At 38.3% G+C, this 18,797-nt stretch carries 15 protein-coding genes; 13 read left to right on the top strand and 2 right to left on the bottom strand.

All coding sequences use genetic code 11. The features are described from left to right. The first annotated feature begins 27 nt into the window (after positions 1-27). The 13 genes from BUL40_RS10010 (at position 28) to BUL40_RS09950 (ending at position 15,542) form a co-directional block, all read left to right on the top strand. Positions 28-1,017, top strand: a complete 990-nt coding sequence (locus tag BUL40_RS10010; protein WP_080319153.1) for a DUF4861 family protein — start codon at positions 28-30, stop codon at positions 1,015-1,017. 4 nt (positions 1,018-1,021) lie between these two features. Further along, complete coding sequence (locus BUL40_RS10005) at positions 1,022-1,435, top strand: cupin domain-containing protein (RefSeq protein WP_080319152.1); 414 nt, start codon at positions 1,022-1,024, stop codon at positions 1,433-1,435. Positions 1,436-1,478: 43 nt separating this feature from the next. Then, positions 1,479-2,657 (top strand): glycoside hydrolase family 88/105 protein, encoded by a 1,179-nt coding sequence (locus BUL40_RS10000; protein WP_244901853.1) that lies wholly within the window; start codon positions 1,479-1,481, stop codon positions 2,655-2,657. A 10-nt stretch (positions 2,658-2,667) separates the two neighbouring features. Continuing rightward, a complete protein-coding gene (locus BUL40_RS09995) occupies positions 2,668-3,903 on the top strand; it encodes a glycoside hydrolase family 88/105 protein (protein ID WP_080319150.1) in 1,236 nt (411 codons plus the stop codon). A 17-nt stretch (positions 3,904-3,920) separates the two neighbouring features. Further along, entirely contained in the window at positions 3,921-5,318 is a 1,398-nt protein-coding gene (locus BUL40_RS09990) for a Gfo/Idh/MocA family oxidoreductase (RefSeq protein ID WP_080319149.1), read from the top strand. A gap of 15 nt (positions 5,319-5,333) precedes the next feature. Further along, the gene (locus tag BUL40_RS09985) at positions 5,334-6,377 is read left to right on the top strand and encodes a Gfo/Idh/MocA family oxidoreductase (RefSeq protein WP_080319148.1); all 1,044 of its coding nucleotides are present in this window, start codon (positions 5,334-5,336) and stop codon (positions 6,375-6,377) included. Then, entirely contained in the window at positions 6,374-7,978 is a 1,605-nt protein-coding gene (locus BUL40_RS09980; protein ID WP_080319147.1) for a DUF5060 domain-containing protein, read from the top strand. The genes BUL40_RS09985 and BUL40_RS09980 overlap by 4 nt, the downstream gene beginning before the upstream one ends. Positions 7,979-7,980: 2 nt before the next feature. Continuing rightward, positions 7,981-9,585, top strand: coding sequence for a glycoside hydrolase family 43 protein (locus tag BUL40_RS09975; protein WP_080319146.1), 1,605 nt, complete (start codon positions 7,981-7,983; stop codon positions 9,583-9,585). After that, positions 9,578-11,599, top strand: a complete 2,022-nt coding sequence (gene pelA, locus BUL40_RS09970; protein WP_080319145.1) for a pectate lyase — start codon at positions 9,578-9,580, stop codon at positions 11,597-11,599. The genes BUL40_RS09975 and pelA overlap by 8 nt, the downstream gene beginning before the upstream one ends. Beyond that, positions 11,586-12,329 carry a rhamnogalacturonan acetylesterase gene (locus tag BUL40_RS09965; RefSeq protein ID WP_080319144.1) on the top strand — a complete coding sequence of 248 codons (744 nt, stop codon included), beginning with the start codon at positions 11,586-11,588 and terminating at the stop codon, positions 12,327-12,329. The genes pelA and BUL40_RS09965 overlap by 14 nt, the downstream gene beginning before the upstream one ends. After that, positions 12,329-13,690, top strand: a complete 1,362-nt coding sequence (locus BUL40_RS09960; RefSeq protein ID WP_080319143.1) for a glycoside hydrolase family 28 protein — start codon at positions 12,329-12,331, stop codon at positions 13,688-13,690. Before BUL40_RS09965 ends, BUL40_RS09960 begins: the two co-directional genes overlap by 1 nt. A 4-nt stretch (positions 13,691-13,694) precedes the next feature. Further along, complete coding sequence (locus tag BUL40_RS09955) at positions 13,695-14,663, top strand: alpha/beta hydrolase (protein ID WP_244901852.1); 969 nt, start codon at positions 13,695-13,697, stop codon at positions 14,661-14,663. Positions 14,664-14,729: 66 nt separating this feature from the next. Next, positions 14,730-15,542 carry an SDR family oxidoreductase gene (locus BUL40_RS09950; RefSeq protein WP_080319141.1) on the top strand — a complete coding sequence of 271 codons (813 nt, stop codon included), beginning with the start codon at positions 14,730-14,732 and terminating at the stop codon, positions 15,540-15,542. Between the two features lie 25 nt (positions 15,543-15,567). Here the strand turns inward: BUL40_RS09950 and BUL40_RS09945 are convergent, their stop codons facing one another. Further along, entirely contained in the window at positions 15,568-17,589 is a 2,022-nt protein-coding gene (locus tag BUL40_RS09945) for a DUF2264 domain-containing protein (RefSeq protein ID WP_080319140.1), read from the bottom strand. A gap of 29 nt (positions 17,590-17,618) precedes the next feature. Further along, complete coding sequence (locus tag BUL40_RS09940) at positions 17,619-18,797, bottom strand: glycoside hydrolase family 88/105 protein (protein WP_080319139.1); 1,179 nt, start codon at positions 18,795-18,797, stop codon at positions 17,619-17,621.

Raw genomic sequence — 18,797 nt, 5'->3', positions numbered from 1 at the left:
AAGGAAAATTTATCAACCTATATCAATATGAAAAAAATAATAGTAAGTAGTTTATTGGCCACTCTTGTTCTATTTTCTTGTAAAAACCAAGAAAAGAAAGAGACCATAGATCAGGAGCCAGTTGCTGATCAAGTTGTTACTCAAAAGGGGGCTACGTATGCAGAGCTCTCTACAGCAGAAGGGGGAGAATGGAAAGGGCGAGTTTATGAAGGCGGTACTTCTTTTAAGAATGTAGAGGAACTTTGGGTACCACAGCAGCATACAGATCATTCGTGGTATTTACGTTACGAAGGTCCTGGTTGGGAAAGTTCCAAAGTTGGCTACAGGTTATATTTAGATTGGAGAAACGCAATAGACATTTTTGGAAAGGTTACAGACCAAATGATCTTAGATCAAGTGGGTCAAGATAATTTCGATTCTTATCACGAAGAACAACCATGGGGGCAAGATATTTTGAAAGTTGGTAAAGCTCTGGGTATTGGTTCTTATGGTCAATTGGTAAAAGATAGCGTATATCATTTTCAAAAAGTGGATAGTACCTATGCTAAGGTTTTTAACGGTGATTCAAGTTCTGGGGTAGCTATACTTTATAAAGGTTGGGAAGTTGCCGATGCAAAAACAGACCTACAAGTAAGATTGGAAATAGCACCAGATTCTAGACTAACAAGAGCTACTTTGCAACCATCAACAGCGTTAAATGGCTTGGTTACAGGTATTGTTAAGTTTGATGATGTTTCGCTAATTAAAAGTGATGGTGAGGGTGATTGGGCTTATATAGCCACCTACGGAGAACAAACTTTAGTTCCCGATGAATTGGGAATGGTAATTTTTTACAAAAAGAGCGAAGTGAATGCCATTGTAGACGGATTCTACGATCACTTGATTCACTTTAAACCAACCACAGAAGGGGTTACCTATTATTTTGGGGCTGCTTGGGTTAAAGAAAAAGACGGTATTACCAATGAGGCTGACTTTAAAACGTATTTAGAAGAGGAGTTAGCTAAATTAAACGGATAATACCATGAAAAGGTTACTGTTTTTCTTTATCATTTTAATATCCTTTATTACTTACGGTCAAAATGGACAAATACCTATTGAAGATGCCATAAACTCATTTGATATAGATAGTGTTCAAAAGACCAAGGTAGGGTATCAATATTGGTTTTTGTCTAAAGAAGAATTGGACGGGCGCACCATTAAAATGAGTGTTGTTAAGCCTGGACTATTTACGCATGCGCCACATAAACACATACAAGATGAATTTTTCTTTATTCTAGAGGGTAAGGCCAAATTTTATCTAAACGGAGAAGAACGCATTGTTGGGCCTTTAACCAGCTTGTACTGCCCTTCTTGGTCCATGCATGGTATTGCAAATGCAGGCGAAGAAGAATTAAAATATTTGGTCTTACAGAAATACCCAAAAACAGAAGAATAAATTGAATTTGTTTAAAAACATACCATTTTTAACAATTGCATTTTTGCTTGTAATTGCATGTAAAGATGTAAAAAAAGAAACGTTAGCGGCTAGGGACGAATCAAAAGTTTTAGTGTCTCAAGAATTGCCATGGTCAGAACGTATGGCATTATCCATAATGCAGCGCAATCCAAAAGCTTGGCAAACAGAAAATGATTCAATACCAAAATGGAACTATAAAATTGGTCTTTTATGTACAGCCTATGAGCAGTTGTATAAAAGAACCCAAGACGATACATATTTAGGATATATCCAAGACTATGCGGAAGCTATTATTGATTCTACCGGTATGATCTATGGTTATGAAATGAAAGAGTATAACATAGATATGATCAACTCTGGTAAAATGTTGTTCTGGTTATACAATAAAACCAAAGATGTTCGCTACAAAAAGGCTCTAGACCAATTAAGGACACAACTTATAGGGCACCCTAGAACACCATCAAACGGATTTTGGCATAAGAAAATTTATCCTAATCAAATGTGGCTAGATGGCTTATACATGGGGGCTCCCTTTTATGCACAATACAACACGGTTTTTGAAGAAGGAGATAAACTAGATGATATTGCGCATCAATTTGAACTAATTTGGGAGAAAACCTATGATGCGAAAACAGGTCTATTGTTTCATGCATGGGACGAGAGCAAACAAATGGCCTGGGCGGATAAAACTACTGGAAAATCACCCAATTTTTGGTCACGATCCCTTGGTTGGTATGTTATGGCGTTGGTAGACGTATTGGATTTTTTCCCTACTAACCATCCCAAAAAACCGGTTTTAGAGCAGCAACTAGTACAGCTTTCAGCGGCCATCTTAAAATTTCAAGACGATAAAGGGGTTTGGTATCAAGTTCCAAACTTACCAGATAAATCAGGTAATTATTTGGAGTCTTCTGGTACGTGCATGTTTGCTTATGCCTTTGCAAAAGGGTCTCAAAAAGGGTACTTATCCAAAGAATATCTAACCATTGCCAATACCATTTTTGATGGCATTGTAAAAGAGTTCATAACTGTAGAGCCAAATGGTCTGGTTAATATAAACAAAGTATGTAAGAGCGCTGGTCTTGGAGGCAATCCGTACAGGGATGGCTCTTTTGAATATTATATGAGTGAACCTGTAGTGACCAATAACCTGCATGGTACAGGTCCTTTTATACTAGCTGCAAATCAACTAAACAGATAAAACACGATTGATGAATAATTTAATAAAGACTTGCTTATCCATTTTGGTTCTTAGTTTAACCATAGGTTGTAAAGAAACCAAAAGGGAAGATACAGCCTCTAATAATGAGACTAAAGAACAAGTAGTGCCAACAGACTTAAAATGGTCTCAGCGTATGGCGCTTTCAGAAATGCACCGTTTTCCAGATCCAACGTTGTTAGATTTTCAAAAAGAGCCAAGGTGGAGTTATACCAATGGTTTGGTTTTGCAGGCCATTTCAAGGGTCATTGAAAAATATCCAGATTCCTCGCTTTACAATTACATCTATGATTATGGTAATCGTATGATTAATGAGGATGGCTCAATTAATACATATAAAATCGGCAATTACAATCTTGATATGATTAAATCTGGCGATGCAACTTTATACTTATTTGATAAGACCGGCGAGCAACGCTTTAAAAAAGCCATGGATACCTTACATGCGCAATTAGTAGACCAACCTACTACTTCAGAAGGTGGGTATTGGCATAAGAAGCGTTATCCCTACCAAATGTGGTTAGATGGTGTTTTTATGGCAGAACCTTTCCATACCAAGTATGCCTTAACATTTATGGATGGAGAAGCACAAAAAAAGGTTTTGGATAAAATTATACTGCAATTCGATTTAATAGAAAAATACAACAAAGACCCCAAAACAGGATTATATTTTCATGGTTGGGACGAGAGTAGGGAACAACGTTGGGCAGATGCCAAAACAGGGCTTTCGCAAAATTTTTGGTCCAGGGGAATGGGATGGTACGGTATGGCGTTGGTAGATATTCTAGATCATTTTCCAAAAGAACATGCTGGATATGAAAGGTTGGTTTCTTACCTAAAGGGCTATGCGGAAGCTATAATTAAATATCAAGATCAAACGGGCACTTGGTATCAAGTATTAAATATGCCAGAAAGAGAAGGTAATTATTTAGAAGCCACAGGTACCGCAATGTTTACCTATACTTTGGCAAAAGGGGTAAACAAGGGGTATTTGGATAAATCATTCATGGCTTATGCAGAAAAAGGATGGCAAGGTATACTAGATCAATTTATATCCGTAGAAGAAAATGGGGTAGTAAACCTAAATAAATGTTGTGGCGTGGCCGGTTTGGGTGGCGATCCTTACAGAGACGGTAGCTTTGACTATTACATTAACGAAATAATACGTTCCAATGATCCAAAAGGTACAGGCCCGTTTATGTTTGCGGCCTTAGAACTAAATAAATAACAGCAAAAACTTAAACCATGAAAACGACCAGAAGAAAATTTTTGACCTCCGTTAGTATGTTAGCGGCTACAACTGCATTTCCCATTAATGTATTTGAATTTGGTAAAAAAGAAAAACTGAAAGTAGCCTTGGTAGGCACGGGAATTCGTGGTACAAGTTTTTGGGGAAAACGCCTGGTAGACGAGTATTCAGATATTTTGGAATTTGTTGGCCTGTGCGATGTTAATGAGGGGAGGTTATCTTATGCACAAGAATACATAGGCACCAAATGCCCATTGTTTTTGGATTTTGACCAAATGCTGAAAGATGCCAAACCAGATTTGGTAATAGTAACCACGGTAGACGCTACCCATCACGAATTTATCGTAAAAGGCTTAAAGGCGGGCATAGACGTACTTACGGAAAAACCCTTAACTACTGATGAAGATAAGGCACAGCAAATTATAGATGCCGAGAAAAGTTCGGGCAATTCTTTAATTGTAGGTTTTAACTACAGATGGAGCCCTTACAGTACCAAGATTAAAGAATTGATTGCTTCTGGAACTATTGGTGAAATAACCTCAGTAGATTTTCACTGGTACTTAAACACATATCATGGCGCTTCTTATTTTAGAAGGTGGCACGGTTTGGTAAATAAAGGAGGGTCACTTTGGGTGCATAAGTCCACCCACCATTTTGATTTGTTGAACTGGTGGATAGATTCTGATCCAGAAGAGGTTTTTGCCTACGGGGATTTAGAGCATTACGGTAAAAACGGGCCTTTTAGGGGTGCTAATTGCCGAGACTGTTCTTTTAAGGATAAATGCGAATATCACTTTGACATCACTAAAAATAAAAGATTGATGGATTTATATGTGGCCAATGAGAATTTTGATGGCTACATTAGGGATAACTGTTTGTTTAGGGACGAAATTGACATTTATGATAAAATGTCTGCTCAAATAAAATATGCCAATAACGTCACCGTAAATTATTCGTTAACTACTTATTCCCCCTTTGAAGGGTGGCGTATCGCCTTTAATGGTACCAAGGGGCGTATAGAAGCCGCTTTAGATATACCATATCATCAAAATACTGCTATTTCACAAGAAGCGCTACACGCAAAAGAGATGGACCAAAATGCTATGGAAGAAGCAAAAACGGAAAGTATAATAGTACATAAATTGTGGAGCGATTTTGAAACGGTAAAAGTACCTGTAGAAAAGGGAGGTCACGGTGGTGGCGATAAGCGCTTACACGATAAGATATTTAAAACACCTACCGAAAAAGACCCCTATGATCGTTCTGCTGGTATCCGAGACGGTATCATGTCTGTACTTATAGGTATTGGTGCCAGAAAAAGTATTGAAAGCGGTAAACCAATAGCAATTTCAGAGCTAACAGCGTTAGAGCCTAGCGTAAAGCGTTTAAAATAATTAAACCTTAGCAAGATGCAACCAATAAAAACAGCCCTTTGTTCATTTGGTATGAGTGGGTATGTTTTTCATGCTCCCCTATTGGCCGCCAATCCTAATTTTACATTAAGTACGGTTTGGGAACGCACTAAAAACGAAGCGGAAAAACAATATTCAGATATCCATACCGTGCGCACGTTTGATGAGCTTTTATCAGATGAACAGTTACAACTTGTAGTGGTGAACACTCCAAGTATTACGCATTTTGACTATACCAAAAAAGCGCTTGAAGCGGGTAAGCACGTTGTGGTAGAAAAGCCTTTTACGGCAACTGTAAAGCAAGCAGAAACCTTAATGGCCCTAGCCAATAAGAAAAACCTACACCTTACGGTTTTTCATAATCGTAGATGGGACAGTGATTTTAAAACTGTAAAGAAAATTCTTGATGCTAAAGTTTTAGGGGAAATAACGGATGTAGAAATACATTATGACCGTTTTGAACCAGCTCTAAGTGCCAAAACGCACAAAGAGGAACCTACCGCAGCCGTAGGAAGTATTTACGATTTAGGCTCCCATTTAATTGATCAAGCATTACAATTATTTGGAAAACCCAACGCATTGTTTGCAGATGCAGATAGCTATAGGCCAAACTCTAAGGTCATTGATTATTTTGATATAAAACTATTTTACAATCATTTTAGAGTAGCACTAAAGTCTAGCTATTTTGTAAAAGAGCCTACGCCAGCATATGTGATTCACGGCACCAAGGGCTCATTTCTTAAAAGCAGGGCAGATATTCAAGAAGCAGCATTAAAAAAACGAGTCTCTCCATTGGATAAAAATTGGGGAGAGGAACCTGTAGACCAACAAGGAGTATTGCACACAATAAGTGAAGGTGAAAGCGTAAAAAAGCACATCTATAGCGAAAAGGGCAACTGTATGGATTTTTATGACCAGCTCTATGATGCTATCATGTCTAAGGGACCATTGCCCGTACAAGCAGAAGAAGCTAAGAATTGCATTGAAATAATTGAACGAGCTTACCAAAGTATCAACGAGAAACGCATGGTGTCTTTATGAAAAAGTATGTAACGTTTTTGGTCATCTTTTTTAACCTGCTTAGCTTGTCTATCACGGCACAAACTATAGAACAATGGAGTCGTTTTGAGGCCTCTTTTTCTTATGAGCATTCGGGCAATCCTTTTACCGAAGTAGCGTTATCGGGAACATTTATTCATAAAGATACCACCCTAACTGTAAAAGGGTTTTATGATGGTAACCATACGTATAAGCTTCGTTTTATGCCCATATTGCCAGGAGACTGGTACTTTAAAACCAGTTCAAATATAAAAGCGTTGCGGGGAAAGTCGGGTTCGTTTAAGTGCACCGTGGCTACCACAATAACAGATGGGCCAGTAGAGGTGGCAGATACCTTTCATTTTAAATATAAAAATGGAGGCTATTATTTTCCGTTTGGCACTACGTTATATGCATGGAGCCATATGACCGATTCGCTTAGAAAAATCACCCTAAAAAACCTTAAAAAAGCAGGGTTTAACAAAGTTAGAATGTGCGTGCTACCCAAACGATATGGTACTGCAGGGATTTTGCCAGAGCACTATCCGTTTAAACTCAAGAATACGCATACAGATAAAGCGGGTAAAACAGTATATAATTGGGATTTTTCGCACTTTAATCCAGTATTCTTTCAACAGTTAGAAGAACGTATTTTAGAATTAGATGCATTAGGTATTCAGGCAGATTTAATTCTATTTCACCCCTATGATGAGGGTATTTGGGGTTTTGACCAGATGCCGGCAGCGGTAGATAAGCAGTATCTAGAATATACGTTAGCCAGAATAGCATCTTTTAAAAACGTGTGGTGGTCTTTGGCCAATGAGTGGGCATATTTAGATACTAAAAGTATACAAGATTGGGATGCCTTAATTAAAACTACCAAGGAGAATGATCCTTACAATCATCTGATATCTATACATGGACCAACAGCTGTCTATTATGATTACACTATGCCAGAATTAACCCATGTGAGTATACAGGACGAGGCTCCTGTGTTAAACTCCGTTGGTACGGCTACATTAAGGCGCGTTTATAAAAAGCCAATAGTTCTAGATGAGGTTGGTTATGAAGGTAATTTGCCATCTAGATGGGGGCAATTAAGTGGTGAGGCATTAACACATAGAATTTGGAATGGGGTTATAGCCGGTGGATACGTAACGCATGGAGAAGTAATAGATTCTGGAGACCCAGACAATATTGTATGGGCCAATGGTGGCGAACTAAAAGGCGAAAGTTGGAAAGCGGTAAAATTTCTGAAAGAGTTGATAACAGATGATTTAGGCCCTTTACACATGGCAGATATAAGTAGAGATATAGAAACAGCAACCAATGGTAAGGGAGACTACCTAATTTATTTTGGAGAACAAGAAAGGGGTGAATGGGCTTTTTCGTTACCCAAGAAAAATGGTGAATTAGATAAGCTAAAAGAAGGAATTGAGTACGAAGCAACAATTATAGATGCCAGCAATGGTACTCAAACTCTAGTTTCAGAAAGGTTTGTTACCGCGTCTGCCGGGCGTTACCGTATGAAGGATGTTGCCGACAAAAAAATTACGTTACCCAAAAAACCGTACCTAGCTATTCGGTTAAGACCAATTAAATAAAGATGAAATTAAATAGTGTTTTGGGTTGTTTGCTGTTCGTATTTGTGGGATATGCTCAGCAGCATTCAAAAGTTTGGCAGGCAGACAATGAAGATGGTACTTACACCAATCCTATACTTCATTCTGATTTTTCTGACCCAGACGTAGTTAGAGTTGGTAAGGATTATTACATGACAGCATCTTCTTTTAATTGCGTTCCCGGTTTACCTATTCTACATTCTAACGATTTGGTAAACTGGCAATTGGTAAACTATGCTTTAAAAGAGCAAGTACCCCTAGAGGTATTTAACGTGCCCCAACATGGTAATGGGGTGTGGGCACCTTGTATTCGATATTATAAAGGGGAGTACTATATTTTTTATCCAGATCCAGATTTTGGTATTTACATGATAAAGACCAAAAATCCAGAAGATGATTGGTCTAAACCATTACTTATAAAACCAGGAAAAGGTTTAATTGATCCCACACCCCTTTGGGACGATGATGGTAAGGCCTATTTGGCTTATGCCTTTGCAGGAAGTAGAGCCCAGATAAAAAGCATGTTGATGGTTTGTTCTATGAAACCCGATGCTACAGCTGTTCTAAACGATGATGTAATGGTTTTTGATGGGCATGAGACCCACCCTACCATAGAAGGCCCTAAATTTTATAAACGCAATGGCTATTATTATTTATTTGCTCCCGCTGGTGGCGTAGCCACCGGCTGGCAAGAGGTGCTCAGGTCTAAAAATGTGTGGGGCCCCTATGAATATAAAACCGTATTGGAGCAAGGCAATACCACTATTAATGGTCCGCACCAAGGGGCTTGGGTAGATACAGTTACGGGAGAAGACTGGTTTGTTCATTTTCAAGACAAGGGTGCCTATGGCCGCATAGTGCATCTGCAACCCATGACATGGAAAAATGATTGGCCAATTATTGGTAAAGACCAAGGTAATGCTATTGGTGTTCCGTTAAAAACACATCCAAAACCTAACGTGGGTGCAACATATTCCATAAAAACCCCGCCAGATTCTGATGAGTTTAATGGCATTACAACAGGCTTGCAATGGCAATGGCATGCCAATCCTAAATTAAAATGGGGTTTTCCTACCTCAGATGGGCATTATAAACTCTTTTGCAAACCAAGGCCAGACAATGCTGAATCTTTATGGGATATCCCATTTTTATTCTTACAAAAATGGCCGGCAGAAAAATTTACCGCTACAACCAAGGTAAGTTTTACGGCTAGGGAGAATGGGGAGCATTTCGGATTTTTGATAATGGGTAGAAAATACGCTTATCTAAAAGTGTACAAAGAAAATAACAAATTATTTGCCCGTCTTGCCACCTGTTCAGATGCTGAGCAAGGAGAAGAAGAAGTACTAAGTAAACCCATTGCCGTAAAATCAGGTGAATTGTTTTTAAAAATACAAGTTGACAACGGAGGCGTTTGCCAATTTTTTTTAAGCGAAAATGGTAAACGGTTTAACCAAATAGGAGGTTCTTTTAGTGCACAGGAAGGTAAGTGGATAGGTGCAAAAATTGGATACTTTGCTATGCGAGAGGGTGTAACCAATGATTCTGGGAGTTTAGCTATAGACTATATACGTTTTACCAATGATTAAAGACCTAAAACAAGTATTAACACTCTTTTGTCTTTTAAGCTTATTGCAAGGTTTAAGAGCACAACAGTTAGACCATTCGTGGGAGAATTTAGTATTAAAATCAACAGATAATTGGTATGCCACAGAAGAAGCGTTAGTGGTTGCCAATAATGTGCTGTTGTACCAAAATGAGAACGGCGGTTGGCCCAAGAACAAGCAAATACACCAGCCCTTAAGTCCTAAAGAAATAGCACAACTTAAAAAGGACAAAACAAAAAAAACGGGAACTACCATAGATAATGGTGCAACGTTTTTAGAAATGACATTTTTGGCCAAGATATATCAACAGCAGCGTTTTCCTGTACATAAAGATGCTTTTTTAAACGGATTACAATATTTGCTAAATGCCCAATACGATAATGGGGGTTGGCCACAGTTTTATCCTTTAAGGGAAGGCTACTATTCGCACATCACTTACAATGATGATGCAATGGGTAATGTATTACAATTACTCTATGATATTATGCAAGATAAGGCGCCCTTTTCTAGTTTAATGCTAGCACCGATAACAAGAGGGAAAGTAGCTTTAGCATTCCAAAAGGGGGTCAATTGTATTTTAAAAACCCAGGTAAAACAAAAGGGTATGTTAACCGGCTGGTGTGCCCAACACGATGTGGCAACTTTACAACCCGCAAAAGCACGTGCCTATGAACTTCCTAGTTTAAGCGGAAAAGAATCGGCCCCCATAGCACTTTTGCTAATGCAGCTAGAAAACCCAAGCCCGCAAGTAGTTAAAGCTATTGAAGGAGTTGTGGCTTGGTTTAGACAATCGCAATTAAACGGTGTTGAAATCAAAAGAATTTATGGGGAAAATGGTAAAGTAATAGAAAAGCAAGTGCTTACATCGCCTAATGCCAAACCATTGTGGGGTAGGTTTATGGATTTAGAAGATAATACCCCTTTCTTCTGCGATCGGGATGGTATTAAAAAGGCAAGCTTAAAAGAAATAGGTAAAGAAAGACAGAATGGTTACCGTTGGTACACAGACCAACCACAAGCTGTATTGGACTTATATCCAAAATGGCGAGAAAAGCTATTAGATAAAAGGCAGGACCCAACTGCAGACTTGTATAATATGGTGGTAGCCCAAGATGGAATGGGGCATTTTAGTAGTATACAGGAAGCTGTTAATAGCGCAAAGGCATTTCCCTACCAACGGGTTTTTATTCATATTAAAAAAGGGATTTATCCAGAAAAGGTAACCGTTAACGAGTGGAATCCTAAAATTAGTTTTTTAGGCGATGGAGTTGACCAAACGATAATAAGTTATGATGATCATTTTTCTAAAGTAAATACGGGTAGAAACAGCACATTTAAAACACCTAGCTTGTTAGTAGAGGGAGATGGATTTATTGCCAAAAACTTAACTGTAGAAAATACGGCCGGTCCTGTTGGGCAAGCAATAGCGTTATCCGTAAATGCAGACCAGGTAGTGCTACATAATTGTAATTTTAAGGGAAATCAAGATACGGTCTATACAACCGGTACCAACCACAAGGTATATTTTAATAATTGTTATATAGAAGGTACAACAGACTTTATTTTTGGCAGTGCTACGGTATGGTTTCAAGATTGTACGTTGCACAGCAAATCGGATTCTTACATCACTGCGGCTTCAACGCAAGAAGGAATTCCTTTTGGTTTTGTTTTCAAGTCTTGCAAGTTAACCGCGGCAGAGGGGGTTCAAAACGTTTTCTTGGGTAGGCCATGGCGCTCTCATGCAAAGACCGTCTTTATAGATTGTAATATGGAAGGCCATATATCGCCTTTAGGCTGGGATAACTGGTCTAACAAAGCTGCTGAGAAAACAACATTTTACGGGGAATACAATTCTTCCGGTGCAGGTGCCCATTTAACCAATCGGGTAGCTTGGTCGCATCAACTATCAGCAAAAGAAGCACTAGATTACACCAAAGAAGTGGTTTTAGGCGGTACCGAAACAAACGCTAAAAATAAATGGTATGAGTTGGATTAAGGCTTTTTGTATTGTTCTATTCCTGTATTGCTTACAAAGTAATGCACAAGAAATAACAATTTATACTATTGGCGATTCTACAATGTCTAACAAGAAGAATCCGGATAAAAACCCAGAACATGGTTGGGCACAGGTATTATCTCAATTTTTTACAGCAGATGTGCAAATAGATAATAGAGCGGTTAATGGCCGCAGTACAAAGAGTTTTATTGCTGAAGGTAGATGGGATAGTATTGTTACCCAATTACAACCAGGAGATTATGTCTTTATTCAATTTGGGCATAACGATCAAAAGTTTAAAGACCCAGACAGATTTACCAACCCCTACACGGCTTATAGAACCAATTTAGTTCGATTTGTATTGGAAACCAGGGCACAAGGAGCCCATCCAATTTTATTTACGTCCATAGTTAGGAGAAATTTTAACGAATTTGGTGTGTTGATAGATACCCATGGCGAATATCCGTTGATAGTACGTATGGTAGCTAATGAATTAAAGGTGCCATTAATCGACTTACAAACATTAACCGAAGCTTGGGAAATAAGTTATGGGGTTGAAGCCTCAAAGCAATTACATCTGCATTTTAAGCCTGGGGAACATCCGTATTACCCTAACGGAAAAGAGGATAACACCCATTTATCTAAAAAGGGAGCAACAGCGATTGCCAAAATGGTGGTAGAGGTCATTGAACAGCAGCAAATCGATTTAAAAAAATACATAAAGCCATAATGAGAAATACTGTTTTAATGTGCTTGTTTGCGCTTTTTAGCGCTGTTTTGGCGTTAGGTCAAAACAGGTCTGTTGCTGATAGTGCAATTGCCAAAATAACAAAAGAGATAACGCTTCCTAAAATTCCAGAAATTAGCGTAGAACTACAGCAGTTTGGAGCCCTGCCCAATGATGCAAAAGATGATAGAAAGGCCATAATAAAAGCCTTGAACTATTTAAAAAAAAGAAATGGGGGTAAGTTGATCATAGGTAAAGGGATTTATGAAATAAACGGACCTATACATTTGCCAAGCCATGTTAATCTGCATTTACAGGAGGGAGCAGTTCTTAGGTTTGCTCCAAAGCCAGAATTATATTTACCTATGGTATTTACTAGTTGGGAAGGCACTTTCTTATACAACTACAGCCCTTTGATTTACGCTAAAAATGAAACAAATATTGCCATTACAGGAGCGGGAGTAATAGACGGGGAGGGTAGTAAAGTTTGGTCAACTTTTAAAGCAGAAGAACAGGCAGATAAACTTTTAAGTAGAAAAATGAATCATGAAGAGCAACCAATTGCAAATAGACAATTTGGTAAAGATTCAAAATTAAGACCGCATTTGCTGCAGTTTATAGATTGTAAGAATATTTTGATAGAAGGTGTTCATTTTGAAGATTCCCCTTTTTGGACCACGCATTTTTTACGTTCTAACGAAATAACCATTCGTGGAATTTCTTTTAATGCCCACAATAAGAATAATGATGGTATAGATTTAGAGTATGTAAACAACGTACTCATTGAAAATGTAGATTTTAACAATAGTGATGATAATATTGCCATCAAAGCGGGTAGAGACACTGAGGGTAGGGCAAATAGTGAAACACCATCTCAAAACATTGTGATACGAAACAATCGCTTCAAGGGTTTACATGCACTCGTTATTGGGAGTGAAATGTCTGCAGGTGTTAAAAACGTATTTGTAGTGGATAATATGGCGTCTGGTTACTTAAAACGAGGTGTGTATTTTAAGACCAATTCAGATAGGGGAGGTTACATCAAGTCTATTTATATAGACCAGTTAGAATTACAAAAAACGGAAGATTGTATTTATATGACGGCTAATTATCATGGAGAAGGTAGCGGAGCACATGCATCACAATTAAATGATATATTTATCTCTAATGTAACCTGTGAGGTGGCTACGGAAACCGCAATTGTAATAGAAGGTTATCCCACAAAAAAAGCACACCATATTTACTTAAGTGATATTCATGTAAAACAAGCAACGAACGGATTAACCCTTACCAATACCAAAAATGTTCATCTTAATGAAGTAATAATTGGCAAACGAGCGGGTACCCCAACAGCTGTAAAATAGAAAAGTGAAACTAGTTATATTAATTTTTTTCTGTATGGTATTTGGAGGGTTGCAAGGCCAGTCTTATGTAGGGGTTACAGGCGTTGCAGATAGTTCGTATACCAATGAAATAGCTTTTGAAAAAACGCGGAAAACCCATTCGAACATTAAATTGGTAAAGCCTTTTCAGTTGGCCAACATCACAGAGAAGTATGACATTATTTATGATACTATAGGTTATCGTAAATTAAAATTGGATGTTTTTCACCCATCTACCTTGAAAACGGATAATGCAGCAATTATTATTTTTCATGGTGGTGGATGGCGTTCGGGCAACAAAACCCAACACCACCCTTTGGCCCAACAATTGGCAAACAAGGGTTACGTCTGTTTTACACCGGAATATAGACTCTCTACAGAAGCCTTGTTCCCTGCTGCTGTTTTAGATGCTAAAGCAGCCTTACTGTGGGTACGGAACAACGCAAAAAAATACCAGATTAATCCAGATAAAATTGCAGTGCTGGGTTTCTCCGCTGGGGGCGAACTGGCAGCCTTTTTAGGTACTACCCAAAATATCCCTTTATTCCAAAGAAAGAATTCAATTGGTAGTAGTACAAAAGTAAATGCGGTAATAGATATTGATGGTACGTTAAGTTTTGTGCATACAGAATCAGGTGAAGGCAACGATACAAATGGTACTTCTGCCGCAACCTATTGGTTTGGCTATACTAAAAAAGAAAAACCGTTTTTGTGGAAATTAGCATCACCCTTGCAGCACGTAGATAAAGATACACCACCCACCTTATTTTTAAACAGCTCCGTTACCAGAATGCACGCCGGCAGGGACGATTACGTTAAATTGCTAAAAAGGTATGGTACCTATACGGAAATACGAAGCTTTAACAATGCCCCCCATGCTTTTTGCTTGTTTAAACCTTGGTTTGATCAAACAGTGCAACAAATTGACCAATTTTTACTAAAAGTATTTCGATAGAAAATATAAAATTGCATATGCTATTACACGTATTGCTGTAATATTGAAATTTAGAAAACAATTGAAATGAATTTATTTTCCTTACAAGATAAAGTTGTAGTTATAACCGGTGGTACTGGTGTTTTGGGCGGTAGTGCTGCTAATTATTTAGCACAGAATGGTGCCAAAATCGCCTTGATTGGTCGTAACCAAGAAAAATTAAATAGTGCGTGCAAAGATATAGAAGCCAATGGTGGTGTAGCCCATGGTTTTGTAGCCAATATATTGGATAAAACCTCTGTTTCTAAAGCAAAAGACGAAGTCTTGGCTGTTTATGGACAAATTGATGTTTTATTGAACGTTGCAGGTGGTAATATGCCGGGAGCCACCATACCAGATGATAAAACGGTCTTTGATATGTCTTTGGAAGACTTTAATACGGTTACAGAACTTAACTTAACAGGTACCGTTGTGCCCAGTATGGTTTTTGGAGAGGTAATGGCAAAACAGAAAAAAGGCAGTATTATAAATTATTCCTCTATGGCCTCTGATAGGGCAATTACCAGAGTTGTGGGTTATTCGGCATCTAAGGCGGGCATGGAAAACTTTACGCAATGGATGGCAGTAGAATTAGCCAAGAAATTTGGAGACGGATTACGGGTAAATGCAATTGCACCTGGTTTTTTTATTGGAAACCAGAATAGGCGCTTACTTACAAATGAAGATGGATCATATACCCAACGTGGTAATACCATAATAACCAATACCCCAATGGGCAGATTTGGAGATGCTGATGAACTTAATGGCGCTATACATTATTTAGCCACAGACGCTTCTAAATTTGTAACAGGTATAGTTTTACCAATAGATGGTGGTTTTAGTGCTTTTAGTGGTGTTTAAAATTATGTTAGCAAGGTAAAAACCCTTAATAATTAATCGTTTTTACCTTGCCACCTTTTAAAACTACCGTAACTCTATTTTCCAAGACCTTAAGAGACTCAATAGGGTAAAGTTCGTCTGGGCTCCATTTTTCTCCGGAATTTTTCCATAACAGCAAAGAAGCATAAATAGCATTTTCTTCTTGTGGATTATAGTTGTCCGTTGCATTTATAACCTCGCTAAAATCTGCTTCTGGATGTAACCCTTTAGCTCTATAAACTTCTATTTTATCCCAGCCTAAAAGATTTACCAAAGCAAGCTGATATTTGCCATTATCAATAGTAACCACCTTATGGCCATCAATTATTTGCGTAGTCTTTTTGATAGGTTTGTTAAGTTCTGGTAAGGCGTAATGCCCAAAACGCATTTTTACAGGTACTGTGCTTAATTGCTTATCTATTCTAAGAACACCATTGGGTAGTGGTATTTCTGATAACTCCATTTTTACCTCTGCATTGGTTTCTAATTGGGCCGTTCGTTGGTATATTCCCTCATGGTAGCTTTTAAAGGTATATAGCCGCCAAGGTTCCCATTCTTTATTAGAGTTTAAAAAGGTATAGTTCATAGAAATGATACCGTTTTCACCATCTGCTTGCCAAGGAAATAAAGAATGATAAGCTAGTTTGTTATAATTTTCACTAGAACGAAACTTTTGCCAGTCGTTGGCTTTTTTTTCATGACACCATGATCTCATTTCTGTTCCGCCTATGGCAGGGTACTGTGTAATTAATAAATTGGTAGCCTCTTGAAATTTGTTGTAAACAGCATTGTCATTTAAATTGTTCCAAGGTTGTTTGTTTTCAGTTGCGGTCCAAAAGGGGTCATCGTCTGGCACCAATAGCCCAAAAAACAATTTCCCCATCCAATATACGCTCCCTCTTGCGCTATAAATCTGTACGGCCGGTTCAAAATGGTCATAAAAACCTAAGGTAGGCACCCGATCTTTTAAAAACGCCGGGTGCTCTAAAAATTGTAACAAGGTGGAAGAGGAGATATACCGTAACCAACCATAATTTATGGTGTCATCTCTTAAACTAGATGCGAATGCAAATGGAGAAACAGAAGCAAAGCGATAGCTAATACTGCGGCCCCACATCATCATTTGCCCATTTTCCGCAAACATATTTGGATAATGGTACAGCATATCTTGATAGTTGGTCTTAAATTTTTGAGCCAATTCTGGATAGTGCTCTTCTCCGTACCAATTGGCCCATGTTATGCCATACAATTGAAATGCCCACATACTATAATAATCATACGCAGGGCTATCATTATACCAACCTTGCCCCCTATAGTCCAAAAGGGAATCTTCTAAATACGTTACTAATAATTTTTTGTTTACATCATAACCTTGGGTATCAAAGAAACTAAGTACAAAAATGTTAAAGAATTTCCAGTTGCTATCTACCGTTGGGCCATCTGCGTAACTTAACATAGAGGCTGCCAATTTATCTTTGGACACTTGTGGTAATGGTTCCCACAACACTTCTGGAGCTATAAATAAAGACATGGCCATAGCACCATACTCTACTAAGTTTTGGCTGGGGCCGCCATCTTGTTTTCTTGGTTTTATATAAGCTGTGCTGTTAGTATCAATAAGTTGTTCTAATTGATGCCTATAGTATTTTGCCACTGGTATGGAGTTGATTACCAAATCTGGGTTTTTGCGTAATAATGGCGAAGCAATAAAGAGCGTTCTACTAATACCTTCTAATTTCTCTGTTGGTATTTGACTATCTTTCTGCGGATAGCTTTTGCCCGGTAATTTGGGAAATTGCATTGGGTCGTCTAGGTTATTGATATAACTAAAAGCCCCTTCTAATAAATACAGAGCAGCATCTTCCCAATGTTTTTTGGTCATTCCCGTAAGCGGACTTAAACTAGTGTCTGGATTCTTAACGGTAAACAAAGGCATCTCGTTTTTAGGTATTTCTTGAGAAATACCATTGTTTGTTGCGGTTAAAAAAAGACAGAGAAAGAGTAGTGGATAGTAAAAGGTTTTATCCATAATTTGCTGCTTTATAAGTTAATTCTACTTTATTGTTGTAGGTTTTCTAGATATTGAAAATAGGCACTTGCGGCTAGTAAAAAGGCACCTGTTCCAAAATCAGAGGTGCTATTTTTATCTACTACCTGTCCAGGTATGGCCCTCTCGCCAATAGGTTGTACATAACCTACCGCACCATTTTCTTGCAGTGCAGTTTTAGATAGGTATGTCCAAGCTTTTTTAGCTACAGGGGTATACCTTTCTTTATCAAGAATACCATTGGTTATACCCCAAAAGTAGGCATAGGTAAAGAAAGCGGTGCCACTAGTTTCAGGTCCTGGAGCATGTTCTGGATCTAGTATACTTCGCGTCCAATAACCTTCTGGTTGCTGGGCTTTGGCCAAGGATGCCGCCATTTTCTTGAACTTTTCAACTATTTTTTCTCTAAACTCAGACCCTTCTGGTAAATCTTGTAAAATTTTGGCATAACCTGCAAAAACCCATCCATCTCCACGTGCCCAAAAGTCTTTTTTGTCGTTTAAACTCTTATGTTCTGGAAATACGTATTTGGCATCTCTAAAGTATAGGCCTGTTTCCTTATCTAACATAATGCTATCTGCGTATTGTAGATAAGTTTCTAGTTTCTCCAAGTACGTAGGGTTATCGGTTATTTTGTAAAGTTTTGTCATTACGGGCATTACCATATAAAGTCCATCTGCCCACCACCAATAATCGTTATTTGGTGTGCTCATTTGGTATTCCATTACTTCTTTGGCCCTTGCAATACGTTCTGGATGTTGCTTACCTTCCAATGTGTACAGGTCCGCATAGGTTTGGAAAGCAATTTGCCAATCGCCAAACAGGACGTGGTCATCGGTTTCGCCATAATCATATTTCCATTTAGATTTGTCCACACCTTTGGCACCTTTCCACTCATTGTGCTGGGCCCATTTTTTTGAGTATTCTAAAAAAGCAAGGTTTTTGGTAATCTTATATGCTTCTATATTTCCTGTGTGGTATGCCGCCGGATGCCAAAACGCATTAGCAGGTTTTGGGTGCATATCTTGCCAATGGGTATTTACCTTGTCAATTATAGCCAAGACATTTTCTTTCTCAGCGTTAAATTGCTCCTCAGATGAGCGCTCTGCTTCCTTGTTGGGTTGTTTACAATTGATGAGTAAACATACCATGGTGAAGCAAATGGTCAAAGTATTTATAAGTCTGTTCAT

The organism is Croceivirga radicis, assembly GCF_002072105.2.
GTDB classification, from domain to species: domain Bacteria; phylum Bacteroidota; class Bacteroidia; order Flavobacteriales; family Flavobacteriaceae; genus Croceivirga; species Croceivirga radicis.
This window is presented reverse-complemented; position numbering and strand designations above follow the sequence as displayed.